Origin of the sequence: Blastococcus xanthinilyticus, from assembly GCF_008124835.1 — a bacterium.
Taxonomy (GTDB): domain Bacteria; phylum Actinomycetota; class Actinomycetes; order Mycobacteriales; family Geodermatophilaceae; genus Blastococcus; species Blastococcus xanthinilyticus.
The window spans coordinates 15,380-30,727 of record NZ_VNHW01000021.1; the positions used below are offsets into that span (position 1 = coordinate 15,380).

Here is a 15,348-nt window from a genome sequence, read left to right on the forward strand (position 1 = left end):
TCTTCCCAAGGCGGCACGCCGTCGACGTGTCGACATGGCGACGAATGCCAACCACTGTGACTGGTCAAGCCGAGCAGAACACAACTGTTGCCCAATGCCGAGCGATGCGATTGTCAGCTGATCGCCCGCGGATGGCTGGTGGCGTAGACCTCCCGCAACCGGTCCACCGTCACCAGCGTGTAGACCTGGGTGGTGGTCACCGAGGCGTGGCCGAGCAGCTCCTGCACCACCCGGACGTCGGCCCCGCCGTCGATCAGGTGGGTCGCGAAGCAGTGCCGCAGCGTGTGCGGGGAGAGCTCGCCGTCCAGGCCCGCGCGCTCGGCCGCCGACCGCAGGATCGACCAGGCGCTCTGCCGCGACAGCGGCCCGCCGCGCACGTTGAGGAACAGCGCCCCGCCGCGCACCCCACCCGTCCCGGCCGCGGCCAGCGCCGGGCGGGCGCGCACCAGGTAGTCCTCGACCGCCCGCAGGGCGTAGCTGCCCACCGGGACCACCCGGACCTTGCCGCCCTTGCCGGCCAGCCGGACGGTGTGCTGGCCGCGGTCGAGGTCGTCGACGGCGAGCCCGACGGCCTCGGAGATGCGCGCGCCGGTGCCGTAGAGCAGCTCCAGCAGCGCCCGGTCCCGCAGCCCGCGTGGGCCTTCCAGCGACCCGGCCGCCTCGAGCAGCGCGATCACCGACTCGACGGGGATCGCCTTGGGCAGCCGCCGCGCCGGTGCCGGCGGCCGCACCTCGTGCGCGACGTCGTTGCCCACGTGGCCGTCCAGCAGGGCGAACCGGTGCAGCCCCCGCACGGCGACGACCGCCCGGGCAGCCGACGTCGCCGACAGCGGCGGGTGGTCCTCGTCGCCCCGGCGCAGGGCGGCCAGGAACCCGGAGACGTCGGACTCGGCCACCTCGCCCAGGCCGCGCACGCCTGCGTCCGCCAGGTACTCGGTGTAGCGGCGCAGGTCGCGGCGGTAGGAGGCGATGGTGTTCACCGCCAGCCCGCGCTCGACGGTCAGGTGGTCGAGGTAGCCGGTGACGACGCGCTGCACGTCGGCACCGGCGCCCGCCGTGGTCGCTGTCGTCAGCGGAGCACCTCCTGGAGCGGGACGGCGGCCATCCCGTGGGCCTCGGCGACCTCCGGGAGCACGACCTGGCCGGCCACCACGTTCACGCCGTGGGCCAGGGCGGGGTCGGCGGCCACGGCCGCCGCGGTGCCCTGGTTGGCCAGCGCCATCACGTACGGCAGCGTCACGTTGGTCAGGGCGTGGGTGGAGGTGTTGGGCACCGCGCCGGGCATGTTGGCCACGCAGTAGAAGACCGAGTCGTGCACCCGGAACGTCGGCTCGTCGTGCGTGGTGGGCCGGGTGTCCTCGAAGCAGCCGCCCTGGTCGACGGCGATGTCCACCAGCACCGAGCCACGCTTCATCCGGGAGACCAGCTCGTTGCTCACCAGCGTGGGCGCCTTCGCGCCGGGGACGAGCACCGCGCCGATGACGAGGTCGGCGTCGAGGACCGCGCGCTCCACCTCGTAGGCGTTGGACGCCACGGTCTGCAGGTGGCCCCGGTAGATCCGGTCGGCGGCGCGCAGCTTGTCGATGTCGCGGTCGAGGACGACCACCTCGGCCTGCATGCCGAGGGCGATGGCGGCGGCGTTCATGCCCGAGACGCCGGCGCCGATGACCACCACCTTGGCGGCGTAGACGCCGGAGACGCCGCCGAGCAGCACCCCGCGACCGCCGTGGGCCCGCTCCAGGCAGTGCGCGCCCACCTGCGGCGCCATGCGACCGGCGACCTCGGACATCGGGGCCAGCAGCGGCAGCGCGCCGTCGGCGGTCTGCACCGTCTCGTAGGCGATGGCGGTGGTGCCGGAGGCCACCAGCGCGTCGGTGCACTCCCGCGATGCGGCGAGGTGGAGGTAGGTGAAGAGGGTCTGGCCGGCCCGCAGCCGGCCGTACTCCTCGGCGATCGGCTCCTTGACCTTGAGCAGCAGGTCGGCCTCGGCCCACACCTCGTCGGCGGTGGCGACGATCTGCGCACCGGCCGCGACGAGGTCGGCGTCGGGGATGGAGGAGCCCTCCCCGGCGCCCTGCTCGACCAGCACGGTGTGCCCGGCCCGCACCAGCTCGGTCACCCCGGCCGGCGTCAGCGCCACCCGGTACTCCCGGTTCTTCACCTCTCGGGGAACCCCGACCCGCATCGAATCCTCCTGGTCCCGGCGGGACGGCTCCCGTGGTGACGGAAGACCCTCCCGCGTGATGGGCGGCCCGGTCGGGGCGCACCTCGGCCGGAGTCTAGGCATGGCCGCCGTGCCGTACCGGGGTTGCGCACCGATTCGTGACCGCCCGTGCCCCCGCGGTGGCGGGCGCCGGGCCGCCGCGCTGCCGGGACCGCCGGTCTGACCCACCATGGCGGGGCCGCCCCACCCGCCTCTGGAGGCCCCCGTGCGCTGTTACGCCGACTCCCCCGCCCTGCGGGCGCGCCAGCTGGCCGCCGACCTGGGGGTGCTGGCGTGGGCGGTGCTCTGGGTGCTGGTGGCCCGGACCGCGCACGGGGCGGTGCTCGTCCTGGCCGAGCCGGGCCGGGCGGTGGAGGGGCTGGGCCGGTCGGTCGCGGACTCCATGGGCTCGGCCGCCGGCACGGCGGAGGAGCTGCCCGTGGTGGGTGACGAGCTGGCCGCGCCGTTCGGGGCGCTCGCCGACGCGGGTGGCTCGGTGGGCGGGGCCGGGAGGTCGGCCCAGGGCGCGGTCGAGACGCTGGCCGCGATCCTCGCCGTCGTCCTCGTGGTGCTACCGGTCGGCTGGCTGGTGGTGCGCTGGCTGCCCGGCCGGCTGCGCTACGCGCGGGACGCGGCGGCGGCCGCGCGGCTGGTGGCGAGCGGCGCCGATCTGGACGTGCTCGCCACCCGCGCCGCGGCGACGGCGCCCCTGGAGCGGCTGGCGGCGCTCCCGGCCGGCACGGGCGCCGCCTGGCGAGCCGGGAACCCGGCGGCCACCCGGGACCTCGCCGCCCTGGAGCTCGGCCGGCTCGGGCTGCGGTTGCCGGCCGGCGGCCCTCAGCCCGCCACCAGCCCACCGACCACGTCGAGGTAGTGCTGGTTGGCCATCACGCCGAGCACGTTCCCGAACGGGTCGACGACGGACGCGGTGACGTAGCCGGGACCGCGCTCGATCGGCTCCTGGTGCACGGTCGCGCCCGAGGAGAGCAACCGGGCGAAGCTCGCGCGGGCGTCGTCCACGGCCCAGTAGACGACGACGCCCGCGCCCGCCGGCCCCGGCGCGGACGGGGCGTACCGGCGGTCGAGGATGCCGAGCTCGTGCTGGAGGTCGCCGAGCCGGAACTCGACGTAGGCCGGCGGGCCCTCCTCCGGACGGACGAAGTAGGGCTCGGTGCCGGTGACCGCGGCGTACCAGCGCACGGCGGCCGGCACGTCGTCGGCGAAGTAGGTGACGGTGGTGAGTCCGCGGAGCATCGGGCTGTCCTCTCGGGAATCGGTCATGCACCCATGCTCGGCCCTAAACTGCTCATCCAATGAGCAGTTTCCCGACGCGGATCGAGGGTGCGTGCGCGCTGACCGCCTCGTCGCGCTGCTGCTGCTGATGCAGGCCCGCGGCCGGGTCACGGCGGCCGAGGTCGCGCGCGAGCTGGAGGTCTCGGTCGCGACCGCCCGCCGCGATCTCGAGGCGCTCTCCACCGCGGGTGTCCCGGTGTACCCGCGGATCGGGCGCGGCGGCGGCTGGTCGCTGGTGGGCGGCGCGCGGACCGACCTCACCGGCCTCTCCGCCGGGGAGGCCCGGGCGCTGTTCCTCCTCCTCGGGTCGGCGGCGTCGGTCCCCGACGAGGTGCGCTCGGCGCTGCGCAAGCTGGTGCGCGCGCTGCCGCAGACCTTCCGCGCCGACGCCGAGGCCGCCGCGCAGGCGACCATGACCGACCCCACGGGGTGGGGCGACCGCGACCGGCTCCGGCCGGCGGTCGTCGACGTGCTGCAGACCGCGGTCGTCCGGCGCAGGCGGGTCCGGCTGACCTACGTCGACGGCGCCCGCCGGCCGTCCGACCGGCTCGTCGACCCGTGGGGCCTCGTCGACAAGGACGAGACCTGGTACCTGGTCGCCGGGACCGACCGGGGGCAGCGGACCTTCCGGGTCGACCGCATCCAGCACGCCGAGGCCATCGACGAGCCGGCCGGGCGGCCGGACGGGTTCGCCCTGCCCGCGGCGTGGCGCGAGGTGGTCGGCGAGGTGGAGCAGCGGCGCTCGCGCACCTGGGCGACGGTGCTGATCGAGCCGCGGTTCGTCCGCATCCTGCACGACCAGTTCGGGCGGCACTGCGAGGTCGACGGCGAGGACGGCGGACGGGCCCGCGTCCGGCTCGGCGCCCCGACGCCGCTGGACATCGCCCGCACGCTCGCCGGCTGGGGTGCCGACGTCGAGGTGATCGAGCCCGCAGCGGTCCGGACCGAGCTGGCGCGGATCGGTGCCGAGCTCAGCGGGCGCTACCCGAGCCCGTCCTGAGCCGGCCGCTCAGCCGGCGTCGACGGGGCGCAGCGTGGGACCGGCGGCGCGGGCCTGCGCCGCGGCGAGCAGCCCGACGACCGCCGCCGCGTTGCGGATCTCGCCGTCGAACACCCGCTGGACGGCGGCCGCCAGCGGAACCCGCTCGACGGTGAGGTCCAGCTCCTCGTGCTCCACGGTGAAGCCCTCGGGGCGCGCGACCTCGGAGAGGCCCTCGGCGAGGTAGATCAGCACCAGCTCGTCGCAGAAGCCCGGGCTGCTGTAGTGCGTGGTCAGCAGCGACCACCTTTCCGCGGCCAGCTGCGCCTCCTCGGCCAGCTCCCGCTTCGCCGTCTCCAGCGGCGGTTCGCCGTCGGCGTCACGCAGCCCGGCCGGCAGCTCCCACAGGTAGGCGCCCACCGGGTGGCGGTACTGCCGGAGCAGCACCACGTCCCCCTCGTCGTCGAGGGCCACCACCGCGACGGCGCCCACGTGCCGGACGACGTCCCGGACGCTCTCCCCGCCCCCGGGCATCGCGACCGTGTCCCGGTGGAGGGAGATGATCGGGCCGTCGTAGACCGTCTCGCTGGCGAGCACCGCGTACTCGTGGCCCTGGTCGGTTGCCGGGCCGGGCATCAGACGCCGACCTGCTGGTCCTCGTCCACCGGCACCGGCAGCCGGGCGGCCTCCTGGTAGGCGACGGCGGCCTGCACGAACGCGGCGAACAGCGGGTGCGGCCGGGTCGGCCGGCTCTTGAGCTCGGGGTGGGCCTGGGTGCCGACGAAGAACGGGTGGGTCTCGCGCGGGAGCTCCGCGAACTCCACCAGCGTGCCGTCGGGCGAGGTGCCGGAGAAGACCAGCCCGGCCTCGCTCAGCCGGTCGCGGTAGGCGTTGGCCACCTCGTAGCGGTGCCGGTGCCGCTCGGTGATCTCGGTGGCGCCGTAGGCGGCCGCCACGACCGACCCCTTCTCCAGGTGCGCCGGGTAGCTGCCCAGCCGCATGGTGCCGCCCATGTCGCCCCGCCCCGCGACCACGTCGAGCTGGGTGGCCATGGTGGAGATGACCGCGGCGGGCGTCTCCGGGTCGAACTCGGTGGAGTTCGCGCCCTCGATGCCGGCCAGGTTGCGGGCGGTCTCGATGACCATGCACTGCAGCCCCAGGCACAGCCCGAGGGTCGGGATGCCGTTGACCCGGGTGTGCCGGATGGCGCCGAGCTTCCCCTCGATGCCGCGCACCCCGAACCCGCCGGGGATGCAGACGCCGTCGACGCCGGCCAGCGCCTTCTCGGCGCCCTCCGGGGTCTCGCAGTCGTCCGACGGCACCCAGCGGATCTGCACGCGGCTGCGGTGGGCGAACCCACCGGCGCGCAGCGCCTCGGTGACCGACAGGTAGGCGTCGGGCAGGTCGATGTACTTGCCGACCAGCGCGATGGTGACCGTCTGCTTCGGCGCGTGGACCCGGTCGAGCAGGTCGCCCCACACCGTCCAGTCGACGTCCCGGAACGGCAGGCCGAGCCGGCGGACGACGTAGGCGTCGAGGCCCTCGCGGTGCAGCACCTTGGGGATGTCGTAGATCGACGGCGCGTCGGGGCAGGAGATGACCCCTTCGGCGTCGGTGTCGCACATCAGGCTGATCTTGCGCTTGAGGCCCTCGTTGATGTCGCGGTCGGACCGGCAGACCAGCGCGTCGGGCTGGATGCCGATGCTGCGCAGGGCGGCGACCGAGTGCTGCGTCGGCTTGGTCTTGAGCTCGCCGGACGGGGCGATGAACGGGATCAGCGAGATGTGCAGGAAGAAGCAGTTGTCCCGGCCGATCTCGTGCCGCACCTGGCGGGCGGCCTCGAGGAAGGGCAGCGACTCGATGTCGCCGACGGTGCCGCCGATCTCGGTGATGACGACGTCGACCCGCTCCGCGCTGTCGGCGCCGGCGAGGATGCGGGCCTTGATCTCGTTGGTGATGTGCGGGATGACCTGCACCGTGTCACCGAGGTACTCGCCGCGCCGCTCCTTGGCGATCACGTCGGAGTACACCTGGCCGGTGGTCACGTTCGCCCGGCCGGAGAGGTCGATGTCGAGGAAGCGCTCGTAGTGGCCGACGTCCAGGTCGGTCTCCGCGCCGTCCTCGGTGACGAACACCTCGCCGTGCTGGAACGGGTTCATCGTGCCCGGATCCACGTTGAGGTAGGGATCCAGCTTCTGCATGGTGACGCGCAGCCCCCGGCTGGCGAGCAGCGCGCCCAGCGAACTGGCCGTCAGCCCCTTGCCGAGAGACGACACGACACCGCCGGTGACGAAGACGAACTTCGTCGGCTGGTTGTTGTGCAGGAGGCTGAAGTTCCCGGCGTGATCACGTGTTCCAGACGGTCGACCCACGGGAGACGACCGTAACACGGTCCGGGTCGCCGGCCCGGCCGGAGTGGCCAGTGCCACCCGTCGGGTTCCCCGCCCCGGACGGCTGCCCGCCGTCGGGGGCGGCGGCCAGCCAGACCAGCAGCGGCACCAGCAGCGCCGCGGCGGTGGCGGGCAGCGCCACACCGGAGTCGTTCACCGCGGCACCGATCGCGAGGCTCAGCGCGGACGCCATCAGCGCGGCCCGGAGGACGGCGCCGTCCGCGGGGGCCAGGCCCGCAGGGCCGCGGGGCGGCCGGCCGGCGCCACCGGGGCGGCTGCGCAGCGGCCCGCCGGGTCGCAGCAGCCAGCCGGCGGCGACCAGCGCGACCGGCAGCATCCAGGCCAGCGGGCTGCCCAGCAGGATGCCGACGTTCGCCTCGGCCTTGCGGCTGATCACCGTCCACGCCTCACCGCTGAGCACCTGCTCGACGAACCGCCCGAGGTGGGTCCGCTCCCCCGCCGGCCGCAGCCAGTCGAGGACGGCGACGGTGCCCACGGCGACGACGGCGGCGGCCAGGATGCCCACCAGCCGCACCACCGTGATGCGCACCCCGGTCAGCAGCATCGCCAGCAGCAGGAAGCCCGGCAGGGCGGCCAGCACCCCGCCGAAGTCCCGCCCCAGCGGCGGCGCGCCGATGACCGCGACGGCCAGCAGCCCGGCGCCCAGCACCACGGCACCGGTGCGGGCCCGCCGACGGCCGGGCGCGGCGCGCCGGCCGACCGCCGTCGCCAGCGCGGCGGTCACCGTCAGCGCGCTCACCGACAGCAGCCCGAAGCTCAGGTTGCCGTAACCGGTGAAGCGCCCCGCGACGATCGCGTCGTAGCCGAGCGGGGCGTTGAGCTCGAGGCGGGACCCGGTGAGCACGTCACCGACGAGGGTGGCCAGCGTGATCCCCAGGACCGCCAGCGGCGGACCGAGCGGCCGGGAGCGCCACGGCCCGCCGGCGGCGACCGCCAGGACGGCCAGGTCGGCGACCACGACGGCGGCGACGAGGACGGCCAGGGGCGCAGCCGTCCGCTCCCACGGTGCGATCCCCGCGAGGTAGGTGGCCACGGGCAGCGCGGCGGCGGCCAGGCAGAGCAGGCGCAGGGCCGGGCGCGCCCACGGCCACGTCCGCACCCGGCGCAGCCGCTCGCCGCCGCTGATCACCCCCGCGCCGAGGACCACGGCACCCAGGACGACCACGGCCGCCCCCACGAGCACGAACGCCCAGAAGAAGACGCCGGTGTTGCGGTGGTGGGTGAGCGCCGCGACGTTGACCCGCTCCAGCTCGGCGACCGCCGCGGCGAGGGCCGGACGCTCGTCGGTGCTGCGCAGGGGCTGGCCGTTCACCGACGCGGGCGGATCGAGGCCGAGGGCGCGCAGGACCGTCGGGGTGAGGTCGATCAGCTGCACGAACGGGGCGCGGCCGGTGCTGGCCGAGGTGAGCCACCCGTCGCCGAACCCGGGGCCGTCGGCGATCCCGACGTGCAGCTGCGGGCGACCGTCGTTGACCTCGGAGATGCCGGCCAGCAGCAGCAGCGTCTCCCCCGGCAGCTCGTCCAGGGCCGCCCGGAGCCGGCCGAGCGACTCGTCGATCCGGGTCAGCGCGGCGGCCCGGGGCTCGGGGCGCGTGCCGTCGTCGGTCGGCTCGGCCCCCGGTGCGCCGGCGTCGGTGAGGTCGTCCAGCGAGACCAGCGTCAGCGGGCAGCCGGTCAGCACGTCGGCGAGCTGCGCCGGATCGCCCGGGAGGCCGTCCACGGTGCGCAACCGCACCCCCGGCGCGGCGACCGCGAGGGCCGCGGCCCGGCCGACCACCGAGGCGCAGCCGACGGCCTCCCCGAGGGCACCGGGCTCGGCGCCGAAGCGCACCGTGCCCGCGTCCTCGGCGATCCGGGCCACCGTCGCCCCGGGGTCGCCGAGCGCCACCCCCGCCACCCGCTCCTGCAGGCCGCAGTGGGTCAGGGAGGTGTCCAGGCGCGGCTCCTCGGCGGCCGGCGCCTCCGCCGCGGGGTCCCCGGACGCCTCCCCCGGGCCGGCCGTGCCGTCGGGCAGCGGCACCGTGGGCAGGGGCACCGGCGGCAGCCCCTGGTCGGTGCCGGGGAACCGGGCCCGGTTGCCGGCGCCCAGGGTCGCCCAGCCGTCGAGCAGACAGCTGGTCGAGCGGGCGGCGCGCACCGACAGCGCGCCGATCGCCGACCCCTCGGCCAGCTCCCACAGCTCCGGGGTGGCCTGCGGGTCGACGTCGGCCCAGGTGAGCCCGGGCACGCCCACCACGACGACCCGGTCGGCCGCGTACGGTTCCGCCGCCCCGGCAGCGGTCGGCAGGGCTCCCAGCAGGGCGAGCAGCAGCACCAGCAGGGTGGCCGCCCGGCGCCCCGGCCGCCGGGCCGGTCCGGTCACGTCCCCGGTGGGACCGGCGGCCCCAGCAGCTCGCGGTAGAGGTCGATCAACTGGGCGGCCGTGGCCGCCTCGTCCGGCCAGGTGGCCGCCTGCCGGAGCCCCGCCGCGGCCAGGTCCTCGGCGTGGGCGCTGTCGCCGAGCACCCGGACGACGGCGTCGGCGAGCGCGCCGGCGTCCCCGACCGGCACCAGCTCGGCCGCCGCCCCCAGCAGCTCCGGCAGCCCGCCGGTCCGGGTGGCCACCAGCGGGACCCCCGCCCGGAGCGCTTCCTGGGCGGTGAGCGACCGGGCCTCCCAGCGCGACGGCAGCACGCAGAGGTCGGCGGCGGACAGCAGGTCCCCGACGTCGTCGCGGCGGCCCAGCAGGGTGACCGGCAGCGCCTCGGCCCGGATCCGTCCGGCCAGCTCGTCGTGCAGCGGGCCGTCACCGGCGACGACGACCAGCGGCGCCGGGCGCACCCGCTGGTCGGCCGACCAGCGGGCCACGGCGTCCAGGAGCACGTCGTAGCCCTTCTGGGGGTGCAGCCGGCCGACGGCCACGACCAGCGCGCGGTCGTCGACCAGGCCCAGCTCCTCCCGCACCTCGACGCGGGTGCGCGTCGCCGGCGGCAGCGGCGGCGCCGACACCGGGGCCAGCCGGACGTCGCGGGCACCCAGCCGGCGGGCGTTCTCCGCGAGGTCCTCCGAGGCGGCGAGGACCAGATCGGCGGCCCGGACGGTGGCGCGCTCGGCCTGCTCGAGCACGCGCCGGCGGAGCCCTCCTCCCTCCGGCAGCGCGTTGTGCAGCGTCAGCACCAGCCGGGCGGGCGGCCGGACCAGGCGGAGCGCGGCCGCGGCGACCAGACCGGCGCGCAGGCCGTGGGCGTGCACCAGGTCGTCACCGGCCACCGCCCGCCGCAGGGCCTGCACGGCGCGGGCGTCGGCGCCCGGCGCGAGGCCGGCGGAGATCTCCACGGGGGCGAACGCGGCGGCCTGACCGGTGAACCCGAAGAGCTCCTCGGTCGCGCGCGGCCCGCACACCTGCACCGCGGCGCCGGACCCGACGAGGGCCGGCAGCACCGAGCGGACGTGCGTGCCGACGCCGCCGGTGCTGGTCGCCAGCACCTCGGTGATCCGGCGGTCCTGCAGGGCCGGCTCAGCCACTGCGCACCTCCTGCCCGCCCGTCGACCGCAACTCCCCGACCGCCCCCGCCAGCTGCGCGCGGGCCGTGCCCATCATGACCGCCAGCGCGACGACGAGCACGGTGCCCCCGACGAGGATGCCCGTGGCCAGGGTGATCAGGATGCCGCCGCCGGGGACCGGGTCGGCGTCCAGCGCGCGGGCGACCCACACCCCGGCCGCCCCGGCGAGGACCGCGGCCAGCACCGCGGCCGGGCCGCTGCGGCCCAGCCCGCGCAGGGCGCCGGGGCCGGCGGCGCGGACGACGGCGACGACCAGACCGGCGCCGGCCACGGTGACCCCGATCGTGTGCCCCGCCGCCAGCGCCGTGGCGCGGTCGGCCGCGGGCAGCACGGCGGCGAGCACGAGGTCGGCGACGACGGCGAGCAGCCAGCCACCCAGGAGCCAGGCGGTCGGCTGCTTCCACAGGCCGCGGGCGTAGAGGGCACGGGTCAGCACGGCCACCAGGCCGTACCCGAGCAGGCCGGGCGCGAAGGCGACGACGGCGTCCCGCAGCGCCGCCACCTGCGTCGGGGACTCCGCGGCGAGGAACACGCGGGCGATGGGCCCGGCGGCCGCGACCAGCGCCGCCGCCGCGACCGCGGAGGCGGCCACCGTCAGCACGACCACCGGCGCGAGGGCCCGGCGGTAGCCGTCCTCGTCACCGCCGTCCGCCCGCTCGGCCAGACCCGGGTAGACCGAGGTCGCGAGCGGCACGGCCAGGGCCGCCCAGGGCAGCAGGAACACGGTCAGCCCGGCGGCGTACACGACCTGGGTGCCGTCGGGGCCGTCGGTGGCCAGCCGGATGGCGACCGCCGCCAGCAGCTGCTGCCCCGCGAGCGTGAGCACCCCGGCGACGGCCAGCCGCCGCACCCGCGGTGCCGCTCCCACCGGGAAGCGCAGCGCCGGGCGCAGGCCCAGCCCCAGCCGGCGCATCGGCACGAGCAGGCTGAGGCTCAGCGCCACCACGCCGAGCGTCGTCCCGACGCCCAGCACGAGCTCGGCCGGCGTCGACAGGTCGGCGACCTCCCGGTCGCCGCCCATGGCGGCGAACACCAGGTACGCGCCCGCGACGACCAGGCTGGACAGCAGCGGGGCCACCGCCGGCCCGGCGAACCGCCGATGGGCCTGGAGCACGCCGGTGAGCACGATGCCGATCCCGTACAGGACCACCTGGGGCGCGAACACCAGCAGGAACCGGGCGGCCAGCGCCACCTCCGCCTCGTCCCCGCCGCCGAGCAGCAGGCGGGCGATCGGCTCGGCCAGCAGGGCGAGCAGCACGGCGAGCGGCACGAGCAGCAGCAGGGTCCAGCCCAGCAGCGCCGACGCCGTCCGCCGCACCTGCTCGCGGTCCCCGGCGGCGATGCCGCCGGCCAGCATCGGGACGACGAGGCTGGCCAGCGCGCCGCCGGCCACGACCTCGAAGACGATGTTCGGGACGTTGTTCGCCGCCAGGTAGGTGTCACCGGTGCTGTCGGCGCCGACGGTGTTGGTGAAGACCAGGGTGCGGCCGAAGCCCGCGGTCCGGGCCAGCACGGTGAGCACCGCGATCAGCGCGGCGGCCCCGGCCACCCCGCCCGCGACCCGCCGCGCGTTCACGAGGGGAGGCGACCGAGGCGGTCCAGTTCCCTCAAGCCCGGCGTGGCCTCGATGACGCGGGTGAAGCTGATCCGCTCGCTGGCCAGCGTGAGGCCCGTGACGACGGCCAGCGCACCGGCCCGTGCGGCGGGCGACGGCATCGCGGCGAGCCGCAGGCCGAGCAGCCCGCCGAGGGCGTTGGCGCCGCAGTCGCCCAGCATGACCCGCTCGCGCAGGTCCGCGGGCAGCACCGCGAGGGTGGCGCCGAGTGGCCCGGCGACCAGGCCCCCGGCGGGGCCGGGCAGGCCCGCGACCGCGGCGAGGACGCCCGCCTTGGCCGCCCGGCCCGGGCGCAGGTCCAGCAGGTTCAGCAGGTTGGCGGTGCCGGCGACCAGGCCGGTCGTGAGCACGCCGTCGGCGATGGCGCCGGCGCCCCGGCGGCGGCCGGTGAGCAGCGCGGCGACGGCGGCGGCGGCGCCGATGCCCGCGACCTTCACCGCGCCCGCGGAGACGCGCCCCTCGCGGAGGGCGCGCAGGTGCCCGGCCAGCCCCTTGTCGCGGGCCTGCTCGGGGCGGGCGCCGGCGAGGTCGTCGTAGCCGCCGACCAGCCCCGACACGGTGCCGACCACGGCGGCCGCGGCGCGGGTGCCGGCCGGGGCGCCGAGCACCGCCGAGGCCGTGGCCGACAGCGCGAGCGCGGGCCCGCCGAGCAGGCTGACCGGGCGGCCGGCGTAGTTGGTCCGCCGCCACGGCGCGCCCACCGGTCGCGCGGTCAGCGCGGCGGCCGTGGCGAGCGCGGCCCGGGCCGCGGCCGCGCCGGCCAGGGCGGTCAGCACCGGCTGGCGGGCGCTCACTGCGCCGGGGCGGGCAGCGGCGGCACCGGCTGGGTGTCCTCGCCGGTGCCGTACATCCCGGAGGTGCCCTGCGACTCCTGGCCCAGGGCCAGCACGGTGCTGATCCGGCCCACGACGGTGCCGATGTTGTCGATGGTGGAGACGGCGGCCGCCAGCGCGGGGTCGGCCCGGATGACGCCGATCAGGCCGTTCTCGCGGGCCGAGGGCGCGTCACCGGAGACCACGGCGCCGGCGCCGGTGCTGTCGAGCGCGGTGACCAGCTCGACCAGGGCTGCGTTGCGGCGCTCGGCGTCGTCCCCGGTGAAGCCGTCGCCGGTGAGCACGATCGCGTGGTCGGCCGGCGAGACGGAGGCGCCCTCGGCCACCAGCACGTCCAGCGACTGCAGCCCGGCGAGCACCGAGGACAGCGCGGCGGCGTCGGGCACCGGCCCACCCGGCGGGATCACCAGCACCTGGGAGAGCAGCGAGGCCACAAGGGCGTCGGCGTCGCCGTCCGGGGGCAGCTGCACCCCGGCCGGCAGACCGGAGCCGGTCACGTAGCTCTCCAGGGCCGAGGCGGTGGCCGGGTCGCTGTACTCCGGCTCCAGCCGGACGACGCCGCTCACCGTGCCTCCGGCCTCCGCCACCAGCGCGGTGACGTCCTCGACGACCTCCGGGGTGACGGTCTCGTTCGTGGGCAGCAGGACGACGCTGCGGTCGGTGAGGGTTCCCTCGACCAGCGGCCCGGCCACGGCCTCCTCGAAGGCCGAGCTGGTGTCCAGCTGCGCCTGCAGCTCCTGGGTGCGGTCCTCCAGCGCGCGCTTGTCCTGCTCGAGCTCGGCGACCTGGCCCTCGATGTCGGCCTGGATGGGCTCGTTCAGGGCGGTGGTGCCGATGACGATCCCCAGCGCGACCGCGAGGAACACGGCGATCAGCGAGACCAGGTGATAGCGGAAGTCGATCACGAGAAGAGGTTCTCCAGCCAGAAGACGAAGCTGTTCCATTGGTCGAGCAGCAGGTCGAGGTAGACCCGGCCGACGGCGGACACGGCCAGCGCCGCACCGATGGCCACGAGGGCCGCGAGCACCATGACCACGAGCACCGTGGTGGAGATGCGGCTGCGGTACAACCGGCTGACACCCTTGGCGTCGACGAGCTTGCCGCCCAGCCGCAGGCGGGTGAGGAACGTCGACGCCATCCCCCCGCGGCCCTTGTCGAGGAACTCGACCAGCGTGGCGTGGGTGCCGACGGCGACGATCAGCGTCGCGCCCTTCTCGTCGGCCAGGAGCATGGCGATGTCCTCGCTGGTGGCCGCGGCGGGGAAGGTGATGGCCTCGACCCCCAGGTCCTGCACGCGGGCCAGGCCCGGGGCGCGCCCGTCGGCATAGGCGTGCACGACCACCTCGGCGCCGGACCGGAGGACGTCGTCGCTCACCGAGTCCATGTCGCCGATGATCATGTCGGGCGTGTAGCCGGCCTCGACGAGCGCGTCCGCACCGCCGTCCACCCCGATGAGCACCGGCCGGTAGTCGCGGATGTAGGAGCGGAGGGCCTGCAGGTCCTCCTTGTAGTCGTAGCCGCGGACGACCACGAGCACGTGCCGGCCCTCGATCGAGGTGGTGACGTCCGGGACGCCGACCCCGTCGAGCAGCAGCGCACGCTCGCGCTTCATGTACTCCATGGTGTTCGCGGCGAACGCCTCGAGCTGCGCCGACAGCCCGGCCTTGGCCTCGGCCATCGCCGCGGCGACCGTCTGCGGGTCGTGCGCCCTGCCCTCGGCGGCGACCGCGCCGTCCTCGTCGAGGAGACGGGTGCCGTCGAGCCGGACCTGGGCGCCCTCCTTGAGCTTGGTGAAGACCTCCTTGCCGACGTCGTCGAGCAGGGGGATGCCGGCGTTGATGAGGATCTCCGGCCCCAGGTTCGGGTAGCGGCCGGAGATGCTGGGCGCGGCGTTGACCACTCCGGCCACCTGGCAGCCGACCAGCGCGTCCGCGCTCACCCGGTCGATGTCGACGTGGTCGATGACGGCGATGTCGCCGGGGCGCAGTCGCTTCGTCAGGTTCTTCGTGCGGCGGTCAAGACGGACGGGGCCGGCGACGCCGGGCCCCGTGTCCTGTGCCCGGCCGCGGCGAACGGTGCCGATGCGCATGACACCGCATGCTGCCACGCGCGCCATGCCGGTCAGCCCTCCGACGCGCCTCGGCGACGCTCCGGTCACGCACCGTGTCCGACACCACCTCTGGGCGACACGCCGGCGCGCCCGACGGGAGCGCCTCCGCCGGACCGTTACCGAGTTGTGACTAGCGTTGCTGCCGTGACTGGTGTGGCGGGTGCCCTTTCGACCGCAGCGTCCCTCCCGAGGCCGGAGGAGGACGCCGCGGCGCCCGTCGGCGCTGCCGTGATCCGTGCCGTACCGGGCACCGACCTCGGCGGATCCGCACCCGGCCCCGAACGCGGCCCGGTCGCACTGGGCGCGCCACCGGTCGCTCCCCCGCGCGGCCGGCCTGCGACGCCCGGGCCGGTCGCCCCGC

The 15,348-nt window shown here is 76.3% G+C and carries 13 protein-coding genes; 2 read left to right on the forward strand and 11 right to left on the reverse strand.

Annotated elements, in window-relative coordinates:
• Window positions 1-113: 113 nt before the first annotated feature.
• Both BD833_RS21155 and ald read right to left on the reverse strand, forming a co-directional pair.
• Window positions 114-1,037, reverse strand: a complete 924-nt coding sequence (locus tag BD833_RS21155) for a site-specific tyrosine recombinase XerD (RefSeq protein ID WP_208092808.1) — start codon at window positions 1,035-1,037, stop codon at window positions 114-116.
• A gap of 32 nt (window positions 1,038-1,069) precedes the next feature.
• Window positions 1,070-2,185 carry an alanine dehydrogenase gene (gene ald / locus BD833_RS21160; protein WP_166535143.1) on the reverse strand — a complete coding sequence of 372 codons (1,116 nt, stop codon included), beginning with the start codon at window positions 2,183-2,185 and terminating at the stop codon, window positions 1,070-1,072.
• Between the two features lie 244 nt (window positions 2,186-2,429).
• On the opposite strand from ald, the gene BD833_RS21165 reads away from it, so the two are divergent.
• On the forward strand, window positions 2,430-3,077 hold the full coding sequence (locus tag BD833_RS21165) for a hypothetical protein (protein WP_166535144.1): 648 nt from the start codon (window positions 2,430-2,432) through the stop codon (window positions 3,075-3,077).
• Here BD833_RS21165 and BD833_RS21170 read toward each other — a convergent pair.
• Entirely contained in the window at window positions 3,041-3,484 is a 444-nt protein-coding gene (locus tag BD833_RS21170; protein ID WP_243737865.1) for a VOC family protein, read from the reverse strand. The two genes, BD833_RS21165 and BD833_RS21170, sit on opposite strands and share 37 nt — an antisense overlap.
• 64 nt (window positions 3,485-3,548) lie before the next feature.
• Between BD833_RS21170 and BD833_RS21175 the strand changes: the two genes are divergently transcribed.
• Window positions 3,549-4,496 (forward strand): helix-turn-helix transcriptional regulator, encoded by a 948-nt coding sequence (locus tag BD833_RS21175; RefSeq protein WP_166535145.1) that lies wholly within the window; start codon window positions 3,549-3,551, stop codon window positions 4,494-4,496.
• Window positions 4,497-4,505: 9 nt separating this feature from the next.
• On the opposite strand, the gene BD833_RS21180 is transcribed toward BD833_RS21175, so the two are convergent.
• From BD833_RS21180 to steA, 8 genes are read right to left on the reverse strand one after another with little or no spacing between them, the layout of a single operon-like run.
• Complete coding sequence (locus BD833_RS21180) at window positions 4,506-5,111, reverse strand: NUDIX domain-containing protein (protein ID WP_166535146.1); 606 nt, start codon at window positions 5,109-5,111, stop codon at window positions 4,506-4,508.
• The gene (locus BD833_RS21185; protein WP_243737866.1) at window positions 5,111-6,847 is read right to left on the reverse strand and encodes a CTP synthase; all 1,737 of its coding nucleotides are present in this window, start codon (window positions 6,845-6,847) and stop codon (window positions 5,111-5,113) included. Before BD833_RS21185 ends, BD833_RS21180 begins: the two co-directional genes overlap by 1 nt.
• Window positions 6,822-9,248 carry an alkaline phosphatase family protein gene (locus tag BD833_RS21190; RefSeq protein WP_166535147.1) on the reverse strand — a complete coding sequence of 809 codons (2,427 nt, stop codon included), beginning with the start codon at window positions 9,246-9,248 and terminating at the stop codon, window positions 6,822-6,824. The genes BD833_RS21185 and BD833_RS21190 overlap by 26 nt, the downstream gene beginning before the upstream one ends.
• Entirely contained in the window at window positions 9,245-10,390 is a 1,146-nt protein-coding gene (locus BD833_RS21195) for a glycosyltransferase family 4 protein (protein ID WP_166535148.1), read from the reverse strand. Before BD833_RS21195 ends, BD833_RS21190 begins: the two co-directional genes overlap by 4 nt.
• The gene (gene murJ, locus BD833_RS21200; protein WP_166535149.1) at window positions 10,383-12,005 is read right to left on the reverse strand and encodes a murein biosynthesis integral membrane protein MurJ; all 1,623 of its coding nucleotides are present in this window, start codon (window positions 12,003-12,005) and stop codon (window positions 10,383-10,385) included. The genes BD833_RS21195 and murJ overlap by 8 nt, the downstream gene beginning before the upstream one ends.
• Window positions 12,002-12,838, reverse strand: a complete 837-nt coding sequence (locus BD833_RS21205; RefSeq protein ID WP_166535150.1) for a hypothetical protein — start codon at window positions 12,836-12,838, stop codon at window positions 12,002-12,004. The genes murJ and BD833_RS21205 overlap by 4 nt, the downstream gene beginning before the upstream one ends.
• Window positions 12,835-13,782, reverse strand: a complete 948-nt coding sequence (locus BD833_RS21210; RefSeq protein WP_166535151.1) for a copper transporter — start codon at window positions 13,780-13,782, stop codon at window positions 12,835-12,837. The genes BD833_RS21205 and BD833_RS21210 overlap by 4 nt, the downstream gene beginning before the upstream one ends.
• Window positions 13,779-14,966: a putative cytokinetic ring protein SteA gene (gene steA / locus BD833_RS21215; RefSeq protein WP_166535152.1), complete on the reverse strand. Its 1,188-nt coding sequence runs from the start codon at window positions 14,964-14,966 to the stop codon at window positions 13,779-13,781. Before steA ends, BD833_RS21210 begins: the two co-directional genes overlap by 4 nt.
• Window positions 14,967-15,348 lie beyond the last annotated feature (382 nt).

Coding starts and splice junctions, on each gene's coding strand:
- ald (WP_166535143.1), bottom strand. CDS start 2,185: ATGCGGGTCGGGGTTCCCCGAGAGGTGAAGAACCGGGAGTACCGGGTG.
- BD833_RS21170 (WP_243737865.1), bottom strand. CDS start 3,484: ATGACCGATTCCCGAGAGGACAGCCCGATGCTCCGCGGACTCACCACC.
- BD833_RS21180 (WP_166535146.1), bottom strand. CDS start 5,111: ATGCCCGGCCCGGCAACCGACCAGGGCCACGAGTACGCGGTGCTCGCC.
- steA (WP_166535152.1), bottom strand. CDS start 14,966: ATGCGCATCGGCACCGTTCGCCGCGGCCGGGCACAGGACACGGGGCCC.